Below are 16414 nucleotides of genomic sequence, written 5' to 3' on the forward strand. Positions count from 1 at the left end.
CAGGATGCCCCTCGTATTCGCCCGACAGGGAAATGTCGCGTGGCAAGACCACAGGCTGTAGCGGAGTTGTCCGCAACAGCTTGACGGGCTGATGACACGCGCTTTATACTTTTCTGTCTGGGCAGGCCGGGTAACCGGCCTGCCTTGTTTTGCTACAGATTTCCGTATCGGCGGGTCATCCCCGGTGCGGAGGATATGTCCATTGGGGTTCGGTGCACCCAGCCACCGGCCCGTCGCTCTTTACTTCCAAGGAACACCGTCATGGCGGACCAAAAGATCCGAATCCGGCTGAAGGCGTACGATCATCGATTGATCGACCGCTCGGCCAGCGAGATCGTCGAGACAGCCAAGCGGACCGGCGCACAAGTGCGTGGCCCGATTCCGCTGCCAACCAAGATCGAGCGCTTCACCGTTCTTACTTCTCCGCACGTCGACAAGGACGCGCGCGACCAGTACGAGACCCGCACGCACAAGCGCGTGCTCGATATCGTCGACCCCAACGACAAGACCGTGGACGCGCTGATGAAGCTCGAACTGGCTGCCGGCGTCGACGTCCAGATCAAGCTGACCTGAGGCAGACATCATGACCGCGAAGAAATATTCGTTGGGCATCGTCGGTCGCAAGGCCGGCATGAGCCGGTTCTTCACCGAAGATGGTCGTTCCATTCCGGTGACCCTCATCGAGGCGACCCCGAACCGGATCACCCAGATCAAGTCCGTCGACAGCGACGGTTACAGCGCGGTGCAGGTCACCGTGGGCGTGCGCCGCGCGGCGCTTGTGAACAAGCCCTCCGCGGGTCACCTGGCGAAAGCCAAGGTCGGCGCCGGTCGTGGTTTGTGGGAATTCCGCGTCGCCGACGACAAGCTGGGCGACTTCAATGTGGGCGGCGAAATCAAGGCCGACATCTTTGAAGTGGGCCAGATCGTCGACGTCCAGGGCGTGACCAAGGGCAAGGGCTTCCAGGGCACGATCAAGCGCTGGAACTTCGCCATGGGCGATGCGACCCACGGTAACTCGCTCTCGCACCGTTCCCCGGGCTCCATCGGCCAGCGCCAGACGCCGGGCCGCGTGTTTCCGGGCAAGAAGATGTCCGGCCATATGGGCCAGGTGCAGCAGAGCACGCAGGGCCTGGAAGTGGTCAAGGTTGACGCCGAGCGCGGCCTGATCGCGATCAAGGGCGCGGTGCCGGGCGCGCCGGGCGGCGATGTGATCGTCCGTCCGACGACCAAGGGAGTATGACGATGGAACTTGCCATCAATAACACCAGCAAGACGCTGGCGGTCTCCGAGGAGATCTTCGGCCGCGAGTTCAGCGAGGACCTCGTCCACCAGGTCGTGGTCGCCTACCGCAACGCCGGTCGTGCCGGAACCAAGGCGCAGAAGACGCGCTCGGAAGTCGCCGGTACCACCAAGAAGTCCAAGAAGCAGAAGGGTGGTGGCGCCCGCCACGGCGCCCTGACCGCTCCGATCTTCCGTGGTGGTGGCGTGACCTTCGCGGCCAAGCCGCGCAGCTTCGCGCAGAAGGTCAACCGCAAGATGTACCGCGCGGCGATGGCGTCGATCCTGTCCGAGCTCAACCGCCAGGGTCGCATCACCGTGGTGGAGAGCCTGGAGCTGGATTCGCCCAAGACCACGGGCATGGTTGCCCTGCTCAAGGATCTTGAAGCCGGCCGCCGTCCGCTGCTGGTCACCGAGGATGCCACCGAGAATCTGTACCTCTCGGCGCGCAACTTGCCGTATGTCGAAGTCCGTGACGTGCAGGGGCTGGATCCGGTCGCGCTGGTTGGCGCCGACACGGTCGTGGTCACCGCCGAAGCGATCAAGAAGATCGAGGAGTGGCTGGCATGAACGACGCCAAGCTCTACAACGTGATCCGTGCGCCGCGTGTGTCCGAGAAGACCGCACGGCTGCAGGAAGTTTCCAATCAATACGTCTTCGAAGTGGCGACGACGGCAACCAAGGCGGACATCAAGGTCGCCGTGGAAAAGCTGTTCGACGTCAAGGTCGAGGCGGTCAACGTGCTCAACGTGAAGGGCAAAGCCAAAGCCTTCAAGTTCCGCATGGGCCGTCGCCCCGACTGGCGCAAGGCATACGTGACGCTGGCCGATGGCCAGTCGATCGACGTGATGGCCAAGGCTTGAGGATCGACCCATGGCACTAATGACATTCAAACCCACTTCGCCAGGCCGCCGTTCGGCAGTCCGCGTCGTGTCGCCCGAACTCCACAAGGGCGCGCCGTATGCGCCGTTGCTGGAGCCGCAGAGCCGCTCGGGTGGTCGTAACCACCACGGCCGCATCACCACCCGTCACATCGGTGGTGGCCACAAGCAGCACTACCGCATCATCGATTTCAAGCGCAACAAGGAAGGCATTCCGGCGCGCGTGGAGCGGATCGAATACGATCCCAACCGCACCGCCCATATCGCCCTGCTGTGCTACGTCGACGGTGAGCGCCGTTACATCATCGCGCCCAAGGGCCTGAAGGCGGGCGACCAGGTGATCGCCGGCCGTGATGCCCCGATCCGTACCGGCAACAGCCTGCCGCTGGCAAACGTGCCGGTCGGCTCCACCGTGCATTGCATCGAGATGAAGCCTGGCAAGGGTGCGCAGATCGCCCGTGCCGCCGGCGCCTCGGTGCAGCTGGTGGCGCGCGAGCAGGGTTACGCAACCCTGCGCCTGCGCTCCGGCGAGATGCGCAAGGTGCCGGTCGAGTGCCGCGCCACCATCGGTGAAGTCGGCAACAACGAGCACAGCCTGCAGAAACTGGGCAAGGCCGGTGCCAAGCGCTGGTTGGGCATCCGCCCGACCGTGCGTGGTGCCGCCATGAACCCGGTCGACCATCCGCACGGCGGTGGTGAGGGCAAGGCTGGCCAGGGCAACCCGCATCCGGTCACCCCGTGGGGTGTCCCGACCAAGGGTTACAAGACGCGGCACAACAAGCGCACGCAGCAGTTCATCGTTCGCGATCGCAGGAGCTAATCGACAATGGCACGTTCACTTAAAAAGGGTCCGTTCGTCGACCACCATCTGATCAAGAAGGTGGAGGCTGCGGCCAACAACAAGCGCCCGATCAAGACCTGGTCGCGCCGCTCGATGGTGCTGCCGGAGATGGTGGGTTTCACCATCGCCGTGCATAACGGTCGCAACCACATCCCGGTGCTGGTCAACGAGAACATGGTCGGCCACAAACTCGGCGAGTTCGCCCTGACGCGTACCTTCAAGGGACACGTCGGCGACAAGAAGAGCCGATAAGGAGATGACCATGGAAGCCAAAGCCATCCTGCGCAGCGCGCGCATCTCCGCCCAGAAAGTACGCCTGGTCGCCGACCAGGTCCGCGGTCAGACCGCCGAGAAAGCAGTCAACCTGCTGAAGTTCTCCGACAAGAAGGCCGCCGATCTCGTCCGCAAGGTTCTGGAGTCGGCCATCGCCAACGCCGAGAACAACCAGGGCGCCGACATCGACGAGCTGAAGGTCACGACGATCATGGTTGACGAAGGTCCAACGCTGAAGCGCTTCATGGCGCGTGCGAAGGGTCGCGGCACCCGCATTCTCAAGCGCACCAGCCACATCACCGTGGTTGTGGGCGACGGCAAGCAGGGCGGAGTCTGATTATGGGTAACAAAGTTCATCCGACCGGCATCCGCCTTGGCATTTCCAAGGACTGGAACTCCAAGTGGTTTGCCGGCAAGAAGCAGTACTCCGAGTACCTGATCGCCGACCTCAAGGTCCGCGAGATGCTGCGCAAGAAGCTCTCGCAGGCGGGCATTTCGAAGATCTTCATCGAGCGCCCGGCCAACAACGCCCGCGTGACCATCCATACCGCCCGCCCGGGCGTGGTGATCGGCAAGCGGGGCGAGGACATCGACAAGCTGCGCAAGGAAGTCAGCGAGATGATGGGCGTGCCTGCCCACATCAACGTGACCGAAGTGCGCAAGCCCGAGCTGGACGCGCAGCTGGTGGCCGAGTCGATTGCCCAGCAGCTGGAGCGTCGCATCATGTTCCGTCGCGCGATGAAGCGCGCGGTCGGCAACGCGATGCGTCTTGGTGCCCTGGGCATCAAGGTCCAGGTCGGTGGCCGCTTGAATGGTGCGGAAATCGCCCGTTCCGAGTGGTACCGCGAAGGTCGTGTGCCGCTGCACACCCTGCGCGCAGATATCGACTACGGCTTTGCCGAGGCGAATACCACCTACGGCATCATCGGGGTGAAGGCATGGGTCTACCGGGGCGAGATCTTCGATTTCTCCCAGGTTGGTCAGGAAAAGCCGGACGACAGCCCGCGCAGCGATCGACGTGACCGCTCGCCCCGTCCGCCCCGCGACTCGAGGTAACGGATCATGTTGCAACCAAAACGAACCAAGTACCGCAAGGTGCACAAGGGCCGCAATGACGGTCTGGCCTGGAGCGGCAACGCTGTCAGCTTCGGCGAGTACGGCCTGAAGGCAACCGCGCACGGCCAGCTCACTGCCCGCCAGATCGAGGCGGCGCGTCGCTCCATCAGCCGTCACGTCAAGCGCGGCGGCAAGATGTGGCTGCGCGTGTTCCCCGACAAGCCGGTCACCAAGAAACCGATCGAAGTCCGCATGGGCAAGGGCAAGGGCAACGTGGAGTACTGGGTTGCCCAGGTCCAGCCCGGCCGGATGATCTACGAGATCGAGGGCGTGGCTGAAGACGTGGCGCGCGAGGCGTTCCGCCTGGCCGCCGCGAAGCTCTCGGTGACCACCACTTTCGTGACCCGGACGGTGCGGTAATGGAACTCAACAAACTGCGAGAGAAGTCCGCTGACGAGCTCAAGGCCCATCTGACCGAGCTGCACAAGGAAGGGTTCGCCCTTCGCATGCAGCAGGCCACCGGCCAGCTCGCCAAGACCCATGAGGCCCGCCGGGTGCGCCGCGAGATTGCTCGCGTCAACACCCTGCTCGGCGAGAAGAAGTAAGGACCCGCCATGACCGACAACAATACAGAGAAGGCGCTGCGCACGGTCGAAGGACGCGTGGTCAGCAACAAGATGGACAAGACCGTCACCGTGCTCGTGGAGCGCCAGGTCAAGCACGCGCTGTACGGCAAGTACATCCGTCGCTCGACCAAGCTGCACGCGCACGATGCGGAGAACACCTGCAACGAGGGCGACGTGGTCCGGATTTCCGAGATCGCGCCGATGTCGAAGACCAAGAACTGGCGTGTGGTGGAAGTTGTCACCCGCGCTGTCGAATAACGAGGAGGCTGAACCATGATCCAGATGCAAAGCTACCTCACGGTGGCAGACAATTCCGGCGCGAAGGAAGTGATGTGCATCAAGGTGCTCGGTGGCTCCAAGCGCCGTTACGCCGCGATCGGCGACGTCATCAAAGTGACCGTGAAGGACGCGATTCCGCGGGGCAAGGTCAAGAAGGGCGACGTCTATGACGCCGTCGTGGTGCGTACCCGCAAGGGCGTTCGCCGCTCGGATGGCTCGTTGATCCGCTTCGACGGCAACGCCGCCGTCCTGCTGAACAACAAGCAGGAGCCGATTGGCACCCGCATATTTGGGCCCGTGACCCGTGAACTGCGTTCCGAGAAGTTCATGAAGATCGTCTCGCTCGCCCCAGAAGTGCTCTGAGCGGAGGAATTGACATGAACCGTATCAAGAAAGGCGACCACGTGATCGTGACCGCCGGCAAGGACAAGGGCAAGAAGGGTGATGTGGTGCGCGTGGCAGGCGACAAGGTCGTCGTGTCCAACGTCAACATCATCAAGCGCCACACCAAGCCGAACCCGCAGGTCGGCCAGGCCGGCGGCGTGATCGAGCGTGAGGCGCCGATCCATATCTCCAACGTGATGGTGTTCAACCCGGCATCGGGCAAGGGCGAGCGCGTTGGCATCAAAGTGCTGGAGGATGGACGCAAAATGCGTGTGTTCCGCTCCAGCGGCGAGGCGCTTGACGCCTGAGGAATGCTGAAATGACCCGTCTTGAAAAATTCTACAAAGAAGAAGTGGTTCCGTCGCTGACCGAGAAGTTCGGTTACACGAACCCGATGCAGGTGCCGCGCATCTCCAAGATCACCCTGAACATGGGTGTGGGCGAAGCGGCCACCAACAAGAAGGTGCTCGAGAACGCGGTCGCCGACATGACCAAGATCGCCGGCCAGAAGCCGATCGTGACCAACAGCCGCGTCTCGGTGGCCTCGTTCAAGATCCGCGACGGTTGGCCGATCGGCTGCAAGGTCACCCTGCGCCGTTCGAAGATGTTCGAGTTCCTCGACCGTCTGATCAACGTCTCGCTGCCGCGCGTGCGTGACTTCCGTGGTGTGTCTGGCAAGTCCTTTGACGGGCGTGGCAACTACAACATGGGCGTCAAGGAACAGATCATCTTCCCTGAGATCGATTACGACCAGGTGGATGCTGTCCGGGGCATGGACATCGCGATCATCACGACCGCGAACACCGATGCAGAAGCCCGCGCCCTGCTGGAAGCGTTCCGCTTCCCGTTCCGCACCTAATTCAAGGATCCACCATGGCAAAGACATCAATGATCAACCGCGATCTGAAGCGGGCGAAGCTGGCGGAGAAGTACGCCGCCAAGCGCGCCGAGCTGAAGAAGACGATTTCCAGCCCGTCCAGCTCCTATGAGGAGAAGGAAGAGGCGGTGGTCAAGCTGCAGAAGCTGCCGCGTGACTCCTCCCCGTCGCGTCAGCGCAACCGTTGCGCCCTGACCGGCCGCTCGCGCGGCGTGTACGCCAAGTTCGGCCTCGGCCGGAACAAGCTGCGCGAAGCCACCATGCGTGGTGACGTGCCGGGCCTGCGCAAGGCCAGCTGGTAAAAAAGTGGTAATGGGGGTCGGTTAGTCTGCTAGACTTGCCGGCTCGCAACGCTCCACGCGTGTCTGTCGTTCGAAGGCGCGCCACAACTGAATTCGCAATCGCGCGGATATCGGTGCACTCATCAGGTAACTACACATGAGCATGACTGATCCCATCGCCGACATGTTCGTCCGCATCCGCAATGCGGCCGCGGTCGGCAAGCCGTCGGTGAAAATGCCGTCGTCCAAGACCAAGGTCGCTATCGCCAAGGTGCTGGAAGACGAAGGCTACATCCTCGGCACGACCGTGACCGATATCGGCAACGGCAAGCACGAGCTCCAGGTCGATCTGAAGTACTACGAAGGCAAGCCGGTCATCGAGCAGCTGAAGCGCTATTCGCGCTCGGGCCTGCGCCAGTACCGCGGCAAGGACGCGCTGCCCAAGGTGCTCAATGGCCTCGGCGTTTCCATCATTTCCACCTCCAAGGGCATCATGACCGATTCGAAGGCGCGCGAGCTCGGCGTCGGCGGTGAAGTCCTGTGCTTCGTGGCATAAGGGAGTAACGACCATGTCCCGTATTGCCAACAAGCCGATCGTCCTGGCCAAGGGCGTCCAGCTGGATGTCCAGTCCGGCAGCGTAACCGTCAAGGGCCCGAAGGGCTCGCTCTCGATGGCGGTGCCCGAAGGCGTGCAGATCAAGATCGAAGACGGCCAGGCGCTGATGAGCTCGGACACGCCGGCCCATGTCGCCGTGACCGGCACGATGCGTTCGATCATCGCCAACATGGTGCATGGCGTTTCCGAAGGCTTCGAGCGCAAGCTCGAGCTGGTCGGCGTCGGCTACCGTGCCGCCATGCAAGGCAAGGATCTGAGCCTGACGCTTGGATTCTCGCATCCGATCGTGTTCACCGCTCCGGAAGGCATCACCATCACCACCCCGACCCAGACCGAAGTGCTGGTGCAGGGTGCCGACAACCAGCGTGTCGGTGAGGTGGCTGCCAAGATTCGTGGCTTCCGTCCGCCCGAGCCCTACAAGGGCAAGGGTGTGAAGTACGCCGGCGAGACCATCATTCGCAAGGAAGCCAAGAAGGCCTGATCACCATCAGGGGCCTTCAGCTTTCGAGGACCAGACAATGAACAAGAACATCGCCCGCCTGCGTCGCGCCAAGTCCACCCGTTCGCATATCCGCACGCTCGGTGTCCCGCGCCTGTCGGTGCTGCGTACCGGCCAGCACCTGTACGCGCAGGTATTCACTGCCGACGGTTCGCAGTGCCTCGCCGCCGCATCGACCACCCAGTCGAGCGTGATGGAAGGCCTGAAGAACGGTCGCAACGCCGACGCCGCCGCCAAGGTTGGCCAGGCAATTGCCGCGGCGGCCAAGGCCGCCGGGATCGAGAAGGTCGCTTTTGACCGCTCGGGTTATCGCTATCACGGTCGCGTCAAGGCGCTGGCCGATGCCGCCCGCGAGGGTGGCCTGCAGTTCTAAGCCGGGACGGGGCTTGCGCCCCGTCTTTCACCTGCCGACGCGGGTCGCGTCGGGTGTGATCCCAGGTTCCTGTGGTCACACGGCACCCGGACGTGTCAACAATCATAAGCGGCACCGCCGCAAATTCCCTATTCAAACCAGGTAACTGCAAAATGGCTAACGAACGCGATTCGCGGGGGCGTGGTCCCCGCGACGAGATCGACGACGGAATGATCGAGAAGCTGATCACCGTCAACCGTGTCAGCAAGACCGTCAAGGGCGGCCGCCAGTTCACCTTCACCGCGTTGACGGTGGTCGGCGACGGTGGCGGCAAGGTCGGCATGGGTTACGCGAAGGCGCGCGAAGTGCCGGCCGCGATCCAGAAGTCGATGGAGCAGGCACGCAAAAACATGAAGGGCGTCGATCTCAACAACGGCACGCTCTGGCATTCGGTCAAGTCCGGCCACGGGGCGGCGCATGTGTACATGCAGCCCGCCTCCGAAGGTACCGGCGTGATCGCGGGCGGCGCCATGCGCGCGGTGCTCGAGGCGGTCGGCGTGCGTGACGTGCTGGCCAAGGCCACCGGTTCGCGCAACCCGATCAACCTGGTCCGGGCAACGCTGCGTGGCCTGTCCGAGATGCATTCGCCGGAGAAGATCGCGGCCAAGCGCGGCAAGAAGGTCGAGGAATTGCACCATGGTTGATGCAACTGAAAACAAGAACGGCACCGTCAAGGTGCGTCTGGTCAAGGGTCTGCGTGGTACCCAGGGGCGTCACCGCCTGTCGGTGAAGGCATTGGGCCTGCGCAAGATCAATGACGTCCGCGAGCTGAAGGACAGCCCGCAGGTTCGTGGCCTGATCAATACGGTCCACTACCTGGTCCGGGTCGAGGAGTAATACGATGCGTCTCAATACACTTTCGCCCGCAGAGGGCGCCCGCGAAGACCGCAAGCGCGTCGGTCGCGGTATCGGTTCCGGCCTGGGCAAGACCGCCGGTCGTGGACACAAGGGCTCGTTCGCGCGGTCCGGCAAGGGCAAGATCAAGGCCGGCTTCGAAGGCGGCCAGATGCCGATGCAGATGCGCCTGCCCAAGATCGGCTTCCGCAGCAAGACCAAGAACGACACCGCCGAAGTCATGCTCTACCAGTTGGACAAGCTTGAGGCGGGCGAGATCGATTTCGCCGCCCTGCGTGCCGCCGGCCTCGTGCCGAGCCGCGCCAAGCGCGCCAAGCTGGTGGTGAAGGGCGAGGTCGGCAAGAAGTTCGTGTTCAAGGGCGTGCTGGCCACGGCCGGTGCCAAGGCCGCCATTGAAGCGGCCGGCGGCAAGGTCGAGGAGTAAGTCACCGATGGCGCGTAGCAACAACGCCATGGCCGGCATGGGCGGCGGGCTCGGCAAGTTTACCGAGCTCCGTCAGCGCCTCATGTTCGTGCTGGGAGCACTGGTCGTCTACCGGGTGGGCTGTTACATCCCGGTTCCGGGCGTCAATCCCGAGGCGATGTTGCGCTTGATGGAAAGCCAGCAGGGCACCATCGTGGACATGTTCAACATGTTCTCCGGTGGTGCGCTGGAGCGCTTCAGCCTGTTCGCGCTGAACGTGATGCCCTACATCTCCGCGTCCATCATCATGCAGCTGATGGTGCAGATCCTGCCCAGCATGAAGGCGATCCAGAAAGAGGGCGAGTCGGGCCGGCGCAAGATCACCCAGTGGTCCCGTCTCGGTGCGATCCCGCTGGCGGTGTTCCAGGCCTGGGGCATTGCAACGGCGCTGCAGGCCGGCGGCGCCAGCCAGGGCATTCCGGTGGTCTACAGCCCCGGCGCGGGCTTTGTCATCACCGCGGTCATCTCGCTTACCGCCGGCACGATGTTCTTGATGTGGTTGGGCGAGCAGGTGACTGAGCGCGGCATCGGCAACGGTGTCTCGCTGATCATCTTCGCCGGCATCGTCGCAGGGTTGCCGTCGGCGGCGCTGAACATGTTCGAGCAGGTCCGCAACGGCGAGATGGGCACGCTCACCGCCATGGCGGTCGTTGCCATCGTATTGGCCGTTACCTTCTTCGTGGTGTTCGTCGAGCGTGGCCAGCGACGGATCACCGTAAATTACGCGCGACGCCAGGGCGGCCGCAGCGCGTACATGAACCAGTCCTCGTTCCTGCCGCTGAAGCTCAACATGTCGGGCGTGATCCCGCCGATCTTCGCGTCCAGCATCGTGATGTTCCCGGCAACCGCGGCAACGTGGTTCAGCCAGGGGGATTCGTCGTCGTTCATGCTCAAGGTCAGCCAATGGCTGAATCCGGGCGAGCCGCTGCACATGCTGCTTTACGGTGGCCTGATCGCCGGTTTCACGTTCTTCTATACGGCGCTGGTCTTCAACTCGCAGGAGACCGCCGACAACCTGAAGAAGTCGGGGGCCTTGATTCCGGGTATCCGTCCGGGCAAGGCGACCGCCGATTATGTCGACGGGGTGCTGACCCGGCTGACCGCAGCGGGCGCGACCTACCTGGTCATCGTCTGCCTGCTGCCGGAAGTGATGCGCTCGCAGATGGGGACCTCGTTCTACTTCGGGGGTACCTCTTTGCTGATCGTCGTGGTGGTGGTGATGGACTTCATCGCGCAGATCCAGGCGCACCTGATGTCCCACCAGTACGAAAGCCTGCTGAAAAAAGCGAACCTGAAGGGTTCCCGTGGCGGCGCCGGCGCGCGTTGAGTAAAAGGTGTTGATTCAAGCCAGTCGCTTCGGCTAAACTGGCGCGTCATCTTCGGCGTACGTTGCCGTGGATGCTGCTGATGTATCGAGAGCCCGGCTTCCACACCGGCTTTCATCAGGGCGACCTGCGCGACGTCTCGCGCGCAGGTGGATCCGGACCCGTCTGCGCGCCAGAGTAGCGCGCGGTGTCCGGGAAGGCGGCTTGACAGCGCTTTCCCGGTCAGTCCTGGTTCGTCGCCGGAGCATGGGCACACTCCCCATGCCGTTGCGGCGCTGCGTCAGTCAACCGACGGCGCGCTGCTTCCTACGACCCGAGGCCTAGATGATTTTTCGATTCACTGACCAGTGAACCTTTCCACCGAGTTGTCAGGGCTCGGTTGCCAAACCAGTTGGAGATCGCGTTATGGCGCGTATTGCGGGCGTCAATCTGCCTGCCCAGAAGCACGTCTGGGTCGGGCTGCAGAACATCTACGGCATTGGCCGTACCCGTTCCAAACAGGTATGCGAGTCGGCCGACGTCAAACTGTCGACCAAGATCCGCGACCTGTCCGAGCCGGAAGTCGAGCGTCTGCGCGGCGAAATCGGCAAGTTCATCGTCGAGGGCGACCTGCGTCGCGAAATCGGCATGTCGATCAAGCGCCTCATGGACCTGGGTTGCTACCGCGGCCTGCGTCACCGTCGCGGCCTGCCGCTTCGGGGCCAGCGCACCAAGACCAACGCACGTACCCGCAAGGGTCCGCGTCGGGCCATCAGGAAGTAAGGGGTAGATCATGGCCAATCCAAGCGGCTCGAAGACGAAGAAGAAGGTCAAGCGCGTCGTCACCGACGGCGTTGCGCACGTCCACGCTTCGTTCAACAACACCATCATCACGATCACCGACCGCCAGGGCAATGCGCTCTCGTGGGCGACGTCGGGCGGCGCGGGTTTCCGCGGTTCGCGCAAGTCGACCCCGTTTGCCGCCCAGGTGGCGGCTGAAAAGGCCGGCCGTGCTGCGCTCGACTACGGCGTCAAGTCGTTGGAAGTGCGCATCAAGGGCCCGGGTCCGGGTCGGGAATCCGCCGTTCGTTCGCTGAACAACGTCGGGTACAAGATCATCAACATCATCGACGTGACGCCGATTCCGCACAACGGTTGCCGCCCGCCGAAAAAGCGTCGCGTCTGAGGAGCTGAAGAAGAATGGCTCGTTATATTGGTCCCACCTGCAAACTTGCCCGTCGCGAAGGCGTCGATCTCGGTCTCAAGTCCGCCTCGCGCGCCCTTGACTCCAAGTGCAAGCTTGAGCAGAAGCCCGGTCAGCATGGCGCGACGCTCCGTCGCGGCAAGATGTCCGATTACGCTAACCAGCTCCGTGAGAAGCAGAAGGTCAAGCGCACTTACGGCTTGCTTGAGCGCCAGTTCCGGAACTACTACAAGAAGGCGGCGGCGAAGCGCGGCAACACGGGTGAAATCCTGTTGCAGTTGCTCGAAACCCGTCTCGACAACGTCGTTTACCGCATGGGCTTTGCGGTGACCCGGCCGGCCGCGCGCCAGCTGGTGTCGCACCGCGGTGTCACGGTCAACGGCAAGTCGGTCAACCTGCCTTCCTACCAGGTCAAGGCCGGTGACGCGATTGCGTTGTCCGAGCGTGCGCAGAAGCAGTTGCGCGTGCAGGAGTCGCTGACCGTGTCGCAGCAGATGGACCTGTCGCCGTCCTGGATCGATGTGGACAGCAAGAAGTTCGCAGGTGTCTTCAAGGCGATTCCGGAGCGTACGGATCTGTCGGCCGACATCAACGAAGCGCTGATCATCGAGCTGTACTCGAAGTAATCCATCTGTTCTTGAGCCTCCGACCCGCCGGGTCGTGGGCTCACAGGAGACTCCACAAAATGACGGTTACCGCCAATCAGGTGCTGCGCCCACGCGGTCCCCAGATCGAACGCCTCACCGACAACCGCGCAAGGGTGGTCATCGAGCCGCTCGAGCGTGGCTACGGTCACACGCTGGGCAACGCGTTGCGCCGGGTCCTGCTGTCCTCGATCCCGGGCTTCGCGATTACGGAAGTCGAGATCGATGGCGTGCTGCACGAATACACGACGGTCGAAGGCTTGCAGGAGGACGTGCTCGAGGTCCTGCTCAACCTGAAGGACGTCGCCATCACCATGCACACCGGCGAGGCGGCGACCCTGTCGCTGACCAAGCAGGGTCCGGGCGTGGTGACTGCGTCCGATATCAAGACCGATCACAACGTCGAGGTCGTCAACGGCGACCACGTGATCGCCCACTTGACCAAGGACACCGCACTCAACATGCGCATCAAGGTCGAGCGCGGTTACGGCTACCAGCCGGCGACCACCCGCCGCAATCCAGAAGAGGAGACCCGCACCATCGGTCGTCTGATGCTGGATGCGAGCTTCAGCCCGATCCGCCGCGTGGCGTATTCGGTGGAAGCCGCGCGCGTCGAGCAGCGCACCGACCTGGACAAGTTGATCATCGACATCGAGACCAACGGCACCATCGACGCGGAAGAGGCGGTTCGTACCGCCGCTGAAGTGCTCAGTGACCAGCTGTCGGTGTTTGGGGACTTCACCCAGCGCGAGCGCGGTGCAGCCAAGCCGGCCAGCACGGGGATCGATCCGGTGTTGCTGCGTCCGATCGACGACCTGGAGCTGACCGTGCGTTCGGCCAACTGCCTCAAGGCGGAAAGCATCTACTACGTCGGCGATCTGATCCAGAAGACCGAAGTCGAACTGCTGAAGACGCCGAACCTTGGCAAGAAGTCGCTCACCGAGATCAAGGAAGTGCTTGCCCAGCGCGGCCTCTCGCTCGGCATGAAGCTCGAAAACTGGCCGCCTGCAGGCATCGCCTCGCACGGCATGATGGGCTAAACAGGAAACAACACTCATGCGCCACCAGAAATCAGGACGCAAATTCAACCGTACCAGTGCCCATCGCGATGCGATGTTCACCAATATGGCCGCGTCGCTCATCAAGCACGGAGCAATCCGTACGACCCTGCCCAAGGCCAAGGAGCTGCGCCGCGTTGCGGAGCCGCTGATCACCCTTGGCAAGACGGATGGCGTTGCCAACCGTCGTCTCGCCTTCTCGCGCCTGCGCGACAAGGAAGCGGTGGGTACGTTGTTTGTCGAACTCGGCCCGCGTTACAGCGCGCGTCCGGGTGGTTACCTGCGCATCCTCAAGTGCGGCTTCCGCGCTGGTGACAATGCGCCGATGGCCTACGTGGAACTGGTTGACCGCCCGCAGTCCGCGGCCGAGTAATCGCTCCTCGACGTTGACCGGGTGGCAACGCCCTGTCATCCGCATCAACCCTGGCCGTGCGCCGGGGTTTTTGCGTTAGACGACCTCGGCTTTGCGTAGCCAACCCAAGCCCGTATGGTGTAGCCCCATGACGAGTCCCGCCACGCGTACCTCCCGTTTCCGCCTCCGTTTCCTGCTGGGCTTTCTGGCCTGCGCCGGCCTGATCGGCTACGCGCTCTACACGCAATTCTACGGCGGTCTGCTGCCGTGTCCGTTGTGCATCTTCCAGCGGGTCGCGTTTGCCGCGCTTGGGCTGGTGTTCCTGATCGGCGGACTGCACGCACCGCTCACGCGGGCGGCGCGACGAACATACGGCGGGCTGGCCTTCCTGGCTGCCCTGGTTGGGATGGGAGTGGCCGGCAACCACGTACGTCTGCAGCATCTGCCGCCCGACCAGGTGCCTGCCTGCGGCCCGGGACTGGACTACATGCTCGAAGCGATGCCTTTGACCGGCGTGATCCGCAAGGTCATGACCGGATCGGGCGAGTGCGCGGAGGTGGACTGGAGCTTCCTCGGCCTGGCGATGCCGGCCTGGAGCCTGATCTGGTTTGTTCTGCTCGGCGCCTGGGCCCTGTACGCGGCCGCGCGTAGCGACTGAAGCGACTGCAATACCCGATGGGCGACGCCCGCGGGGCGCCGTTGCAACTGGGTCGGTCCGCATGGATGATGTAATGCTGCTTCGCAACAAAAGTCCTGACGCCATGCCCACCGCCGAACGTAGCCTGCACCCCGTGAATCTCCCCGAGAACTGGAACCCGACCTCCTGGCGCGAGCGCACCGCGCTCCAGTTGCCGACCTACGGCGACGCCGAGGAGCTTGCCGGGGTGCTCTCGGAGCTGCGGGCGCTGCCGCCGCTGGTGACTTCCTGGGAAATCCTCGCGCTCAAGCAGCAGATCGCCGACGCCCAGGAAGGCAAGTGCTTCGTGTTGCAGGGCGGTGATTGCGCCGAGACCTTCGATGCGTGCTCGTCGGACGTCATATCGAACCGCCTGAAGGTGCTGTTGCAGATGAGCCTGGTGCTCGTGCACGGTATGCGCAAGCCGGTCGTGCGGGTAGGGCGGTTTGCCGGCCAGTACGCCAAGCCTCGTTCGGCCGACAGCGAGACGATTGATGGCGTGACCCTGCCGAGCTACCGCGGCGACATGGTCAATGCGCCGTTGTTCGAGGCTGCCGCGCGACGCCCGGATCCACGGCGCATGGTCAAAGCGCATGCGCGTTCGGCGATGACGATGAATTTCGTGCGTGCGCTGATCGACGGCGGGTTTGCCGATCTGCGTCATCCCGAGTACTGGAACCTCGACTGGGTCGGGCACTCGCCGCTGGCCGCCGAGTACCGCCACATGGTCGAGTCGATCGGCGACGCGGTCCGTTTCATGGAAACGCTGTCGGGCGGATCGGTCCGCAACTTGGACCGGGTCGACTTCTACACCTCGCACGAGGCGCTGCTGCTGCCGTACGAGGAGTCGTTCACCCGCCAGGTGCCGCGTCACTGGGGCTGGTTCAACCTGAGCACGCATTACCCGTGGATCGGCATGCGTACGGCGGCGATCGACGGTGCCCACGTCGAGTACTTCCGGGGCATCCGCAACCCGATTGCCCTCAAGGTGGGGCCCTCGGTCACCCCGGATCAGTTGATGCGGGTGGTGGACGTGCTCAATCCGCAGGACGAGCCGGGTCGGTTGACGCTCATCCATCGGATGGGCGCGGCGCATATCGCCGAGAAACTGCCGCCGCTGCTGGATGCCGTGCGGCGCGACGGTCGCCGCGTGCTGTGGGTGTGCGATCCCATGCACGGCAACACCGAAGCCACCGCGAATGGCTACAAGACCCGCAAGTTCGCCAACATCGGCGACGAGCTCGAGCTCGCCTTTGACATGCACGCCGCGGCTGGGACGCGATTGGGTGGCGCGCATCTGGAGCTGACCGGCGAGGACGTCACCGAGTGCACCGGCGGCGCGCGCGGCCTGACCGAAGTCGACCTGGAGCGTGCGTACCATTCCACGGTCGACCCGCGGCTGAACTACGAGCAGGCGCTGGAGGTCGCGATGCTGATCGTTCGCAAGCAGTCCCAGCTGTCGGCGGCCGACAAGAGCGCATAGGCCGGACAGCCGGCACAGGACGCAGCAACAAAAAAGCCGCCCACCATGGGCGGCTTTTTTGCGCCCGCCCCG

Annotated in this window: 29 protein-coding genes; all 29 read left to right on the plus strand. The window is 63.4% G+C overall.

The features are described 5' to 3' along the window. Positions 1-261 precede the first annotated feature (261 nt). The 29 genes from rpsJ to INQ42_RS02695 all read left to right on the plus strand — a co-directional run bounded on the left by rpsJ (position 262) and on the right by INQ42_RS02695 (position 16342). Complete coding sequence (rpsJ, locus tag INQ42_RS02555; RefSeq protein ID WP_043959538.1) at positions 262-573, plus strand: 30S ribosomal protein S10; 312 nt, start codon at positions 262-264, stop codon at positions 571-573. Positions 574-583: 10 nt separating this feature from the next. Next, positions 584-1240: a 50S ribosomal protein L3 gene (rplC, locus tag INQ42_RS02560; RefSeq protein WP_194035017.1), complete on the plus strand. Its 657-nt coding sequence runs from the start codon at positions 584-586 to the stop codon at positions 1238-1240. Further along, the gene (gene rplD / locus INQ42_RS02565; protein WP_455430103.1) at positions 1237-1848 is read left to right on the plus strand and encodes a 50S ribosomal protein L4; all 612 of its coding nucleotides are present in this window, start codon (positions 1237-1239) and stop codon (positions 1846-1848) included. The genes rplC and rplD overlap by 4 nt, the downstream gene beginning before the upstream one ends. Next, positions 1845-2141, plus strand: coding sequence for a 50S ribosomal protein L23 (gene rplW, locus INQ42_RS02570; protein WP_036196034.1), 297 nt, complete (start codon positions 1845-1847; stop codon positions 2139-2141). Before rplD ends, rplW begins: the two co-directional genes overlap by 4 nt. Before the next feature lie 10 nt (positions 2142-2151). Next, positions 2152-2979 (plus strand): 50S ribosomal protein L2, encoded by an 828-nt coding sequence (rplB, locus tag INQ42_RS02575; protein WP_043959541.1) that lies wholly within the window; start codon positions 2152-2154, stop codon positions 2977-2979. A 6-nt stretch (positions 2980-2985) separates the two neighbouring features. Then, positions 2986-3252, plus strand: a complete 267-nt coding sequence (rpsS, locus tag INQ42_RS02580; RefSeq protein ID WP_043959542.1) for a 30S ribosomal protein S19 — start codon at positions 2986-2988, stop codon at positions 3250-3252. A 10-nt stretch (positions 3253-3262) separates the two neighbouring features. Then, positions 3263-3610, plus strand: coding sequence for a 50S ribosomal protein L22 (rplV, locus tag INQ42_RS02585; RefSeq protein ID WP_043959586.1), 348 nt, complete (start codon positions 3263-3265; stop codon positions 3608-3610). 2 nt (positions 3611-3612) lie between these two features. Then, entirely contained in the window at positions 3613-4329 is a 717-nt protein-coding gene (gene rpsC, locus INQ42_RS02590; protein ID WP_043959543.1) for a 30S ribosomal protein S3, read from the plus strand. 6 nt (positions 4330-4335) lie between these two features. After that, on the plus strand, positions 4336-4749 hold the full coding sequence (gene rplP, locus INQ42_RS02595) for a 50S ribosomal protein L16 (protein ID WP_043959544.1): 414 nt from the start codon (positions 4336-4338) through the stop codon (positions 4747-4749). Further along, entirely contained in the window at positions 4749-4934 is a 186-nt protein-coding gene (gene rpmC, locus INQ42_RS02600; RefSeq protein WP_043959545.1) for a 50S ribosomal protein L29, read from the plus strand. Before rplP ends, rpmC begins: the two co-directional genes overlap by 1 nt. Positions 4935-4943: 9 nt before the next feature. After that, positions 4944-5213, plus strand: a complete 270-nt coding sequence (rpsQ, locus tag INQ42_RS02605) for a 30S ribosomal protein S17 (RefSeq protein WP_043959546.1) — start codon at positions 4944-4946, stop codon at positions 5211-5213. Positions 5214-5228: 15 nt separating this feature from the next. Further along, positions 5229-5597, plus strand: coding sequence for a 50S ribosomal protein L14 (rplN, locus tag INQ42_RS02610; RefSeq protein WP_043959547.1), 369 nt, complete (start codon positions 5229-5231; stop codon positions 5595-5597). A gap of 14 nt (positions 5598-5611) precedes the next feature. Continuing rightward, entirely contained in the window at positions 5612-5926 is a 315-nt protein-coding gene (rplX, locus tag INQ42_RS02615) for a 50S ribosomal protein L24 (RefSeq protein ID WP_193985943.1), read from the plus strand. A gap of 11 nt (positions 5927-5937) precedes the next feature. After that, the gene (gene rplE / locus INQ42_RS02620) at positions 5938-6477 is read left to right on the plus strand and encodes a 50S ribosomal protein L5 (RefSeq protein WP_194035019.1); all 540 of its coding nucleotides are present in this window, start codon (positions 5938-5940) and stop codon (positions 6475-6477) included. 14 nt (positions 6478-6491) lie between these two features. Further along, positions 6492-6797 carry a 30S ribosomal protein S14 gene (gene rpsN, locus INQ42_RS02625; RefSeq protein WP_043959550.1) on the plus strand — a complete coding sequence of 102 codons (306 nt, stop codon included), beginning with the start codon at positions 6492-6494 and terminating at the stop codon, positions 6795-6797. Positions 6798-6933: 136 nt separating this feature from the next. Further along, positions 6934-7332 (plus strand): 30S ribosomal protein S8, encoded by a 399-nt coding sequence (rpsH, locus tag INQ42_RS02630; RefSeq protein WP_193985956.1) that lies wholly within the window; start codon positions 6934-6936, stop codon positions 7330-7332. Between the two features lie 13 nt (positions 7333-7345). Then, entirely contained in the window at positions 7346-7873 is a 528-nt protein-coding gene (gene rplF / locus INQ42_RS02635; RefSeq protein ID WP_194035020.1) for a 50S ribosomal protein L6, read from the plus strand. A 37-nt stretch (positions 7874-7910) separates the two neighbouring features. Continuing rightward, on the plus strand, positions 7911-8264 hold the full coding sequence (gene rplR / locus INQ42_RS02640) for a 50S ribosomal protein L18 (RefSeq protein WP_193985960.1): 354 nt from the start codon (positions 7911-7913) through the stop codon (positions 8262-8264). A gap of 152 nt (positions 8265-8416) precedes the next feature. Continuing rightward, positions 8417-8947 carry a 30S ribosomal protein S5 gene (gene rpsE / locus INQ42_RS02645; protein WP_194035021.1) on the plus strand — a complete coding sequence of 177 codons (531 nt, stop codon included), beginning with the start codon at positions 8417-8419 and terminating at the stop codon, positions 8945-8947. After that, positions 8940-9140, plus strand: a complete 201-nt coding sequence (gene rpmD, locus INQ42_RS02650) for a 50S ribosomal protein L30 (protein ID WP_194035022.1) — start codon at positions 8940-8942, stop codon at positions 9138-9140. Before rpsE ends, rpmD begins: the two co-directional genes overlap by 8 nt. Before the next feature lie 4 nt (positions 9141-9144). Continuing rightward, positions 9145-9582, plus strand: coding sequence for a 50S ribosomal protein L15 (gene rplO, locus INQ42_RS02655; protein WP_193985964.1), 438 nt, complete (start codon positions 9145-9147; stop codon positions 9580-9582). A 28-nt stretch (positions 9583-9610) separates the two neighbouring features. Further along, entirely contained in the window at positions 9611-10948 is a 1338-nt protein-coding gene (gene secY, locus INQ42_RS02660; protein WP_407070795.1) for a preprotein translocase subunit SecY, read from the plus strand. A 403-nt stretch (positions 10949-11351) separates the two neighbouring features. Further along, on the plus strand, positions 11352-11708 hold the full coding sequence (gene rpsM, locus INQ42_RS02665; RefSeq protein WP_043959558.1) for a 30S ribosomal protein S13: 357 nt from the start codon (positions 11352-11354) through the stop codon (positions 11706-11708). 10 nt (positions 11709-11718) lie between these two features. After that, positions 11719-12111, plus strand: coding sequence for a 30S ribosomal protein S11 (gene rpsK, locus INQ42_RS02670; RefSeq protein ID WP_043959559.1), 393 nt, complete (start codon positions 11719-11721; stop codon positions 12109-12111). A 14-nt stretch (positions 12112-12125) separates the two neighbouring features. Beyond that, positions 12126-12755, plus strand: coding sequence for a 30S ribosomal protein S4 (gene rpsD / locus INQ42_RS02675; protein WP_043959560.1), 630 nt, complete (start codon positions 12126-12128; stop codon positions 12753-12755). Between the two features lie 59 nt (positions 12756-12814). Next, complete coding sequence (locus INQ42_RS02680) at positions 12815-13813, plus strand: DNA-directed RNA polymerase subunit alpha (protein WP_194035023.1); 999 nt, start codon at positions 12815-12817, stop codon at positions 13811-13813. Positions 13814-13829: 16 nt separating this feature from the next. Further along, the gene (rplQ, locus tag INQ42_RS02685; protein WP_043959562.1) at positions 13830-14204 is read left to right on the plus strand and encodes a 50S ribosomal protein L17; all 375 of its coding nucleotides are present in this window, start codon (positions 13830-13832) and stop codon (positions 14202-14204) included. 127 nt (positions 14205-14331) lie between these two features. Then, positions 14332-14841, plus strand: coding sequence for a disulfide bond formation protein B (locus INQ42_RS02690; protein WP_194035024.1), 510 nt, complete (start codon positions 14332-14334; stop codon positions 14839-14841). A gap of 103 nt (positions 14842-14944) precedes the next feature. Then, entirely contained in the window at positions 14945-16342 is a 1398-nt protein-coding gene (locus INQ42_RS02695; protein ID WP_194035025.1) for a class II 3-deoxy-7-phosphoheptulonate synthase, read from the plus strand. Positions 16343-16414 lie beyond the last annotated feature (72 nt).

This window comes from Lysobacter avium (assembly GCF_015209745.1).
Taxonomy (GTDB): domain Bacteria; phylum Pseudomonadota; class Gammaproteobacteria; order Xanthomonadales; family Xanthomonadaceae; genus Novilysobacter; species Novilysobacter avium.

What these genes read in the sequence shown, in the direction of transcription:
- rpsJ (WP_043959538.1), top strand. Translation starts at nt 262, where the DNA reads ATGGCGGACCAAAAGATCCGAATCCGGCTGAAGGCGTACGATCATCGA.
- rplC (WP_194035017.1), top strand. Translation starts at nt 584, where the DNA reads ATGACCGCGAAGAAATATTCGTTGGGCATCGTCGGTCGCAAGGCCGGC.
- rplD (WP_455430103.1), top strand. Translation starts at nt 1,237, where the DNA reads ATGACGATGGAACTTGCCATCAATAACACCAGCAAGACGCTGGCGGTC.
- rplW (WP_036196034.1), top strand. Translation starts at nt 1,845, where the DNA reads ATGAACGACGCCAAGCTCTACAACGTGATCCGTGCGCCGCGTGTGTCC.
- rplB (WP_043959541.1), top strand. Translation starts at nt 2,152, where the DNA reads ATGGCACTAATGACATTCAAACCCACTTCGCCAGGCCGCCGTTCGGCA.
- rpsS (WP_043959542.1), top strand. Translation starts at nt 2,986, where the DNA reads ATGGCACGTTCACTTAAAAAGGGTCCGTTCGTCGACCACCATCTGATC.
- rplV (WP_043959586.1), top strand. Translation starts at nt 3,263, where the DNA reads ATGGAAGCCAAAGCCATCCTGCGCAGCGCGCGCATCTCCGCCCAGAAA.
- rpsC (WP_043959543.1), top strand. Translation starts at nt 3,613, where the DNA reads ATGGGTAACAAAGTTCATCCGACCGGCATCCGCCTTGGCATTTCCAAG.
- rplP (WP_043959544.1), top strand. Translation starts at nt 4,336, where the DNA reads ATGTTGCAACCAAAACGAACCAAGTACCGCAAGGTGCACAAGGGCCGC.
- rpmC (WP_043959545.1), top strand. Translation starts at nt 4,749, where the DNA reads ATGGAACTCAACAAACTGCGAGAGAAGTCCGCTGACGAGCTCAAGGCC.
- rpsQ (WP_043959546.1), top strand. Translation starts at nt 4,944, where the DNA reads ATGACCGACAACAATACAGAGAAGGCGCTGCGCACGGTCGAAGGACGC.
- rplN (WP_043959547.1), top strand. Translation starts at nt 5,229, where the DNA reads ATGATCCAGATGCAAAGCTACCTCACGGTGGCAGACAATTCCGGCGCG.
- rplX (WP_193985943.1), top strand. Translation starts at nt 5,612, where the DNA reads ATGAACCGTATCAAGAAAGGCGACCACGTGATCGTGACCGCCGGCAAG.
- rplE (WP_194035019.1), top strand. Translation starts at nt 5,938, where the DNA reads ATGACCCGTCTTGAAAAATTCTACAAAGAAGAAGTGGTTCCGTCGCTG.
- rpsN (WP_043959550.1), top strand. Translation starts at nt 6,492, where the DNA reads ATGGCAAAGACATCAATGATCAACCGCGATCTGAAGCGGGCGAAGCTG.
- rpsH (WP_193985956.1), top strand. Translation starts at nt 6,934, where the DNA reads ATGAGCATGACTGATCCCATCGCCGACATGTTCGTCCGCATCCGCAAT.
- rplF (WP_194035020.1), top strand. Translation starts at nt 7,346, where the DNA reads ATGTCCCGTATTGCCAACAAGCCGATCGTCCTGGCCAAGGGCGTCCAG.
- rplR (WP_193985960.1), top strand. Translation starts at nt 7,911, where the DNA reads ATGAACAAGAACATCGCCCGCCTGCGTCGCGCCAAGTCCACCCGTTCG.
- rpsE (WP_194035021.1), top strand. Translation starts at nt 8,417, where the DNA reads ATGGCTAACGAACGCGATTCGCGGGGGCGTGGTCCCCGCGACGAGATC.
- rpmD (WP_194035022.1), top strand. Translation starts at nt 8,940, where the DNA reads ATGGTTGATGCAACTGAAAACAAGAACGGCACCGTCAAGGTGCGTCTG.
- rplO (WP_193985964.1), top strand. Translation starts at nt 9,145, where the DNA reads ATGCGTCTCAATACACTTTCGCCCGCAGAGGGCGCCCGCGAAGACCGC.
- secY (WP_407070795.1), top strand. Translation starts at nt 9,611, where the DNA reads ATGGCCGGCATGGGCGGCGGGCTCGGCAAGTTTACCGAGCTCCGTCAG.
- rpsM (WP_043959558.1), top strand. Translation starts at nt 11,352, where the DNA reads ATGGCGCGTATTGCGGGCGTCAATCTGCCTGCCCAGAAGCACGTCTGG.
- rpsK (WP_043959559.1), top strand. Translation starts at nt 11,719, where the DNA reads ATGGCCAATCCAAGCGGCTCGAAGACGAAGAAGAAGGTCAAGCGCGTC.
- rpsD (WP_043959560.1), top strand. Translation starts at nt 12,126, where the DNA reads ATGGCTCGTTATATTGGTCCCACCTGCAAACTTGCCCGTCGCGAAGGC.
- INQ42_RS02680 (WP_194035023.1), top strand. Translation starts at nt 12,815, where the DNA reads ATGACGGTTACCGCCAATCAGGTGCTGCGCCCACGCGGTCCCCAGATC.
- rplQ (WP_043959562.1), top strand. Translation starts at nt 13,830, where the DNA reads ATGCGCCACCAGAAATCAGGACGCAAATTCAACCGTACCAGTGCCCAT.
- INQ42_RS02690 (WP_194035024.1), top strand. Translation starts at nt 14,332, where the DNA reads ATGACGAGTCCCGCCACGCGTACCTCCCGTTTCCGCCTCCGTTTCCTG.
- INQ42_RS02695 (WP_194035025.1), top strand. Translation starts at nt 14,945, where the DNA reads ATGCCCACCGCCGAACGTAGCCTGCACCCCGTGAATCTCCCCGAGAAC.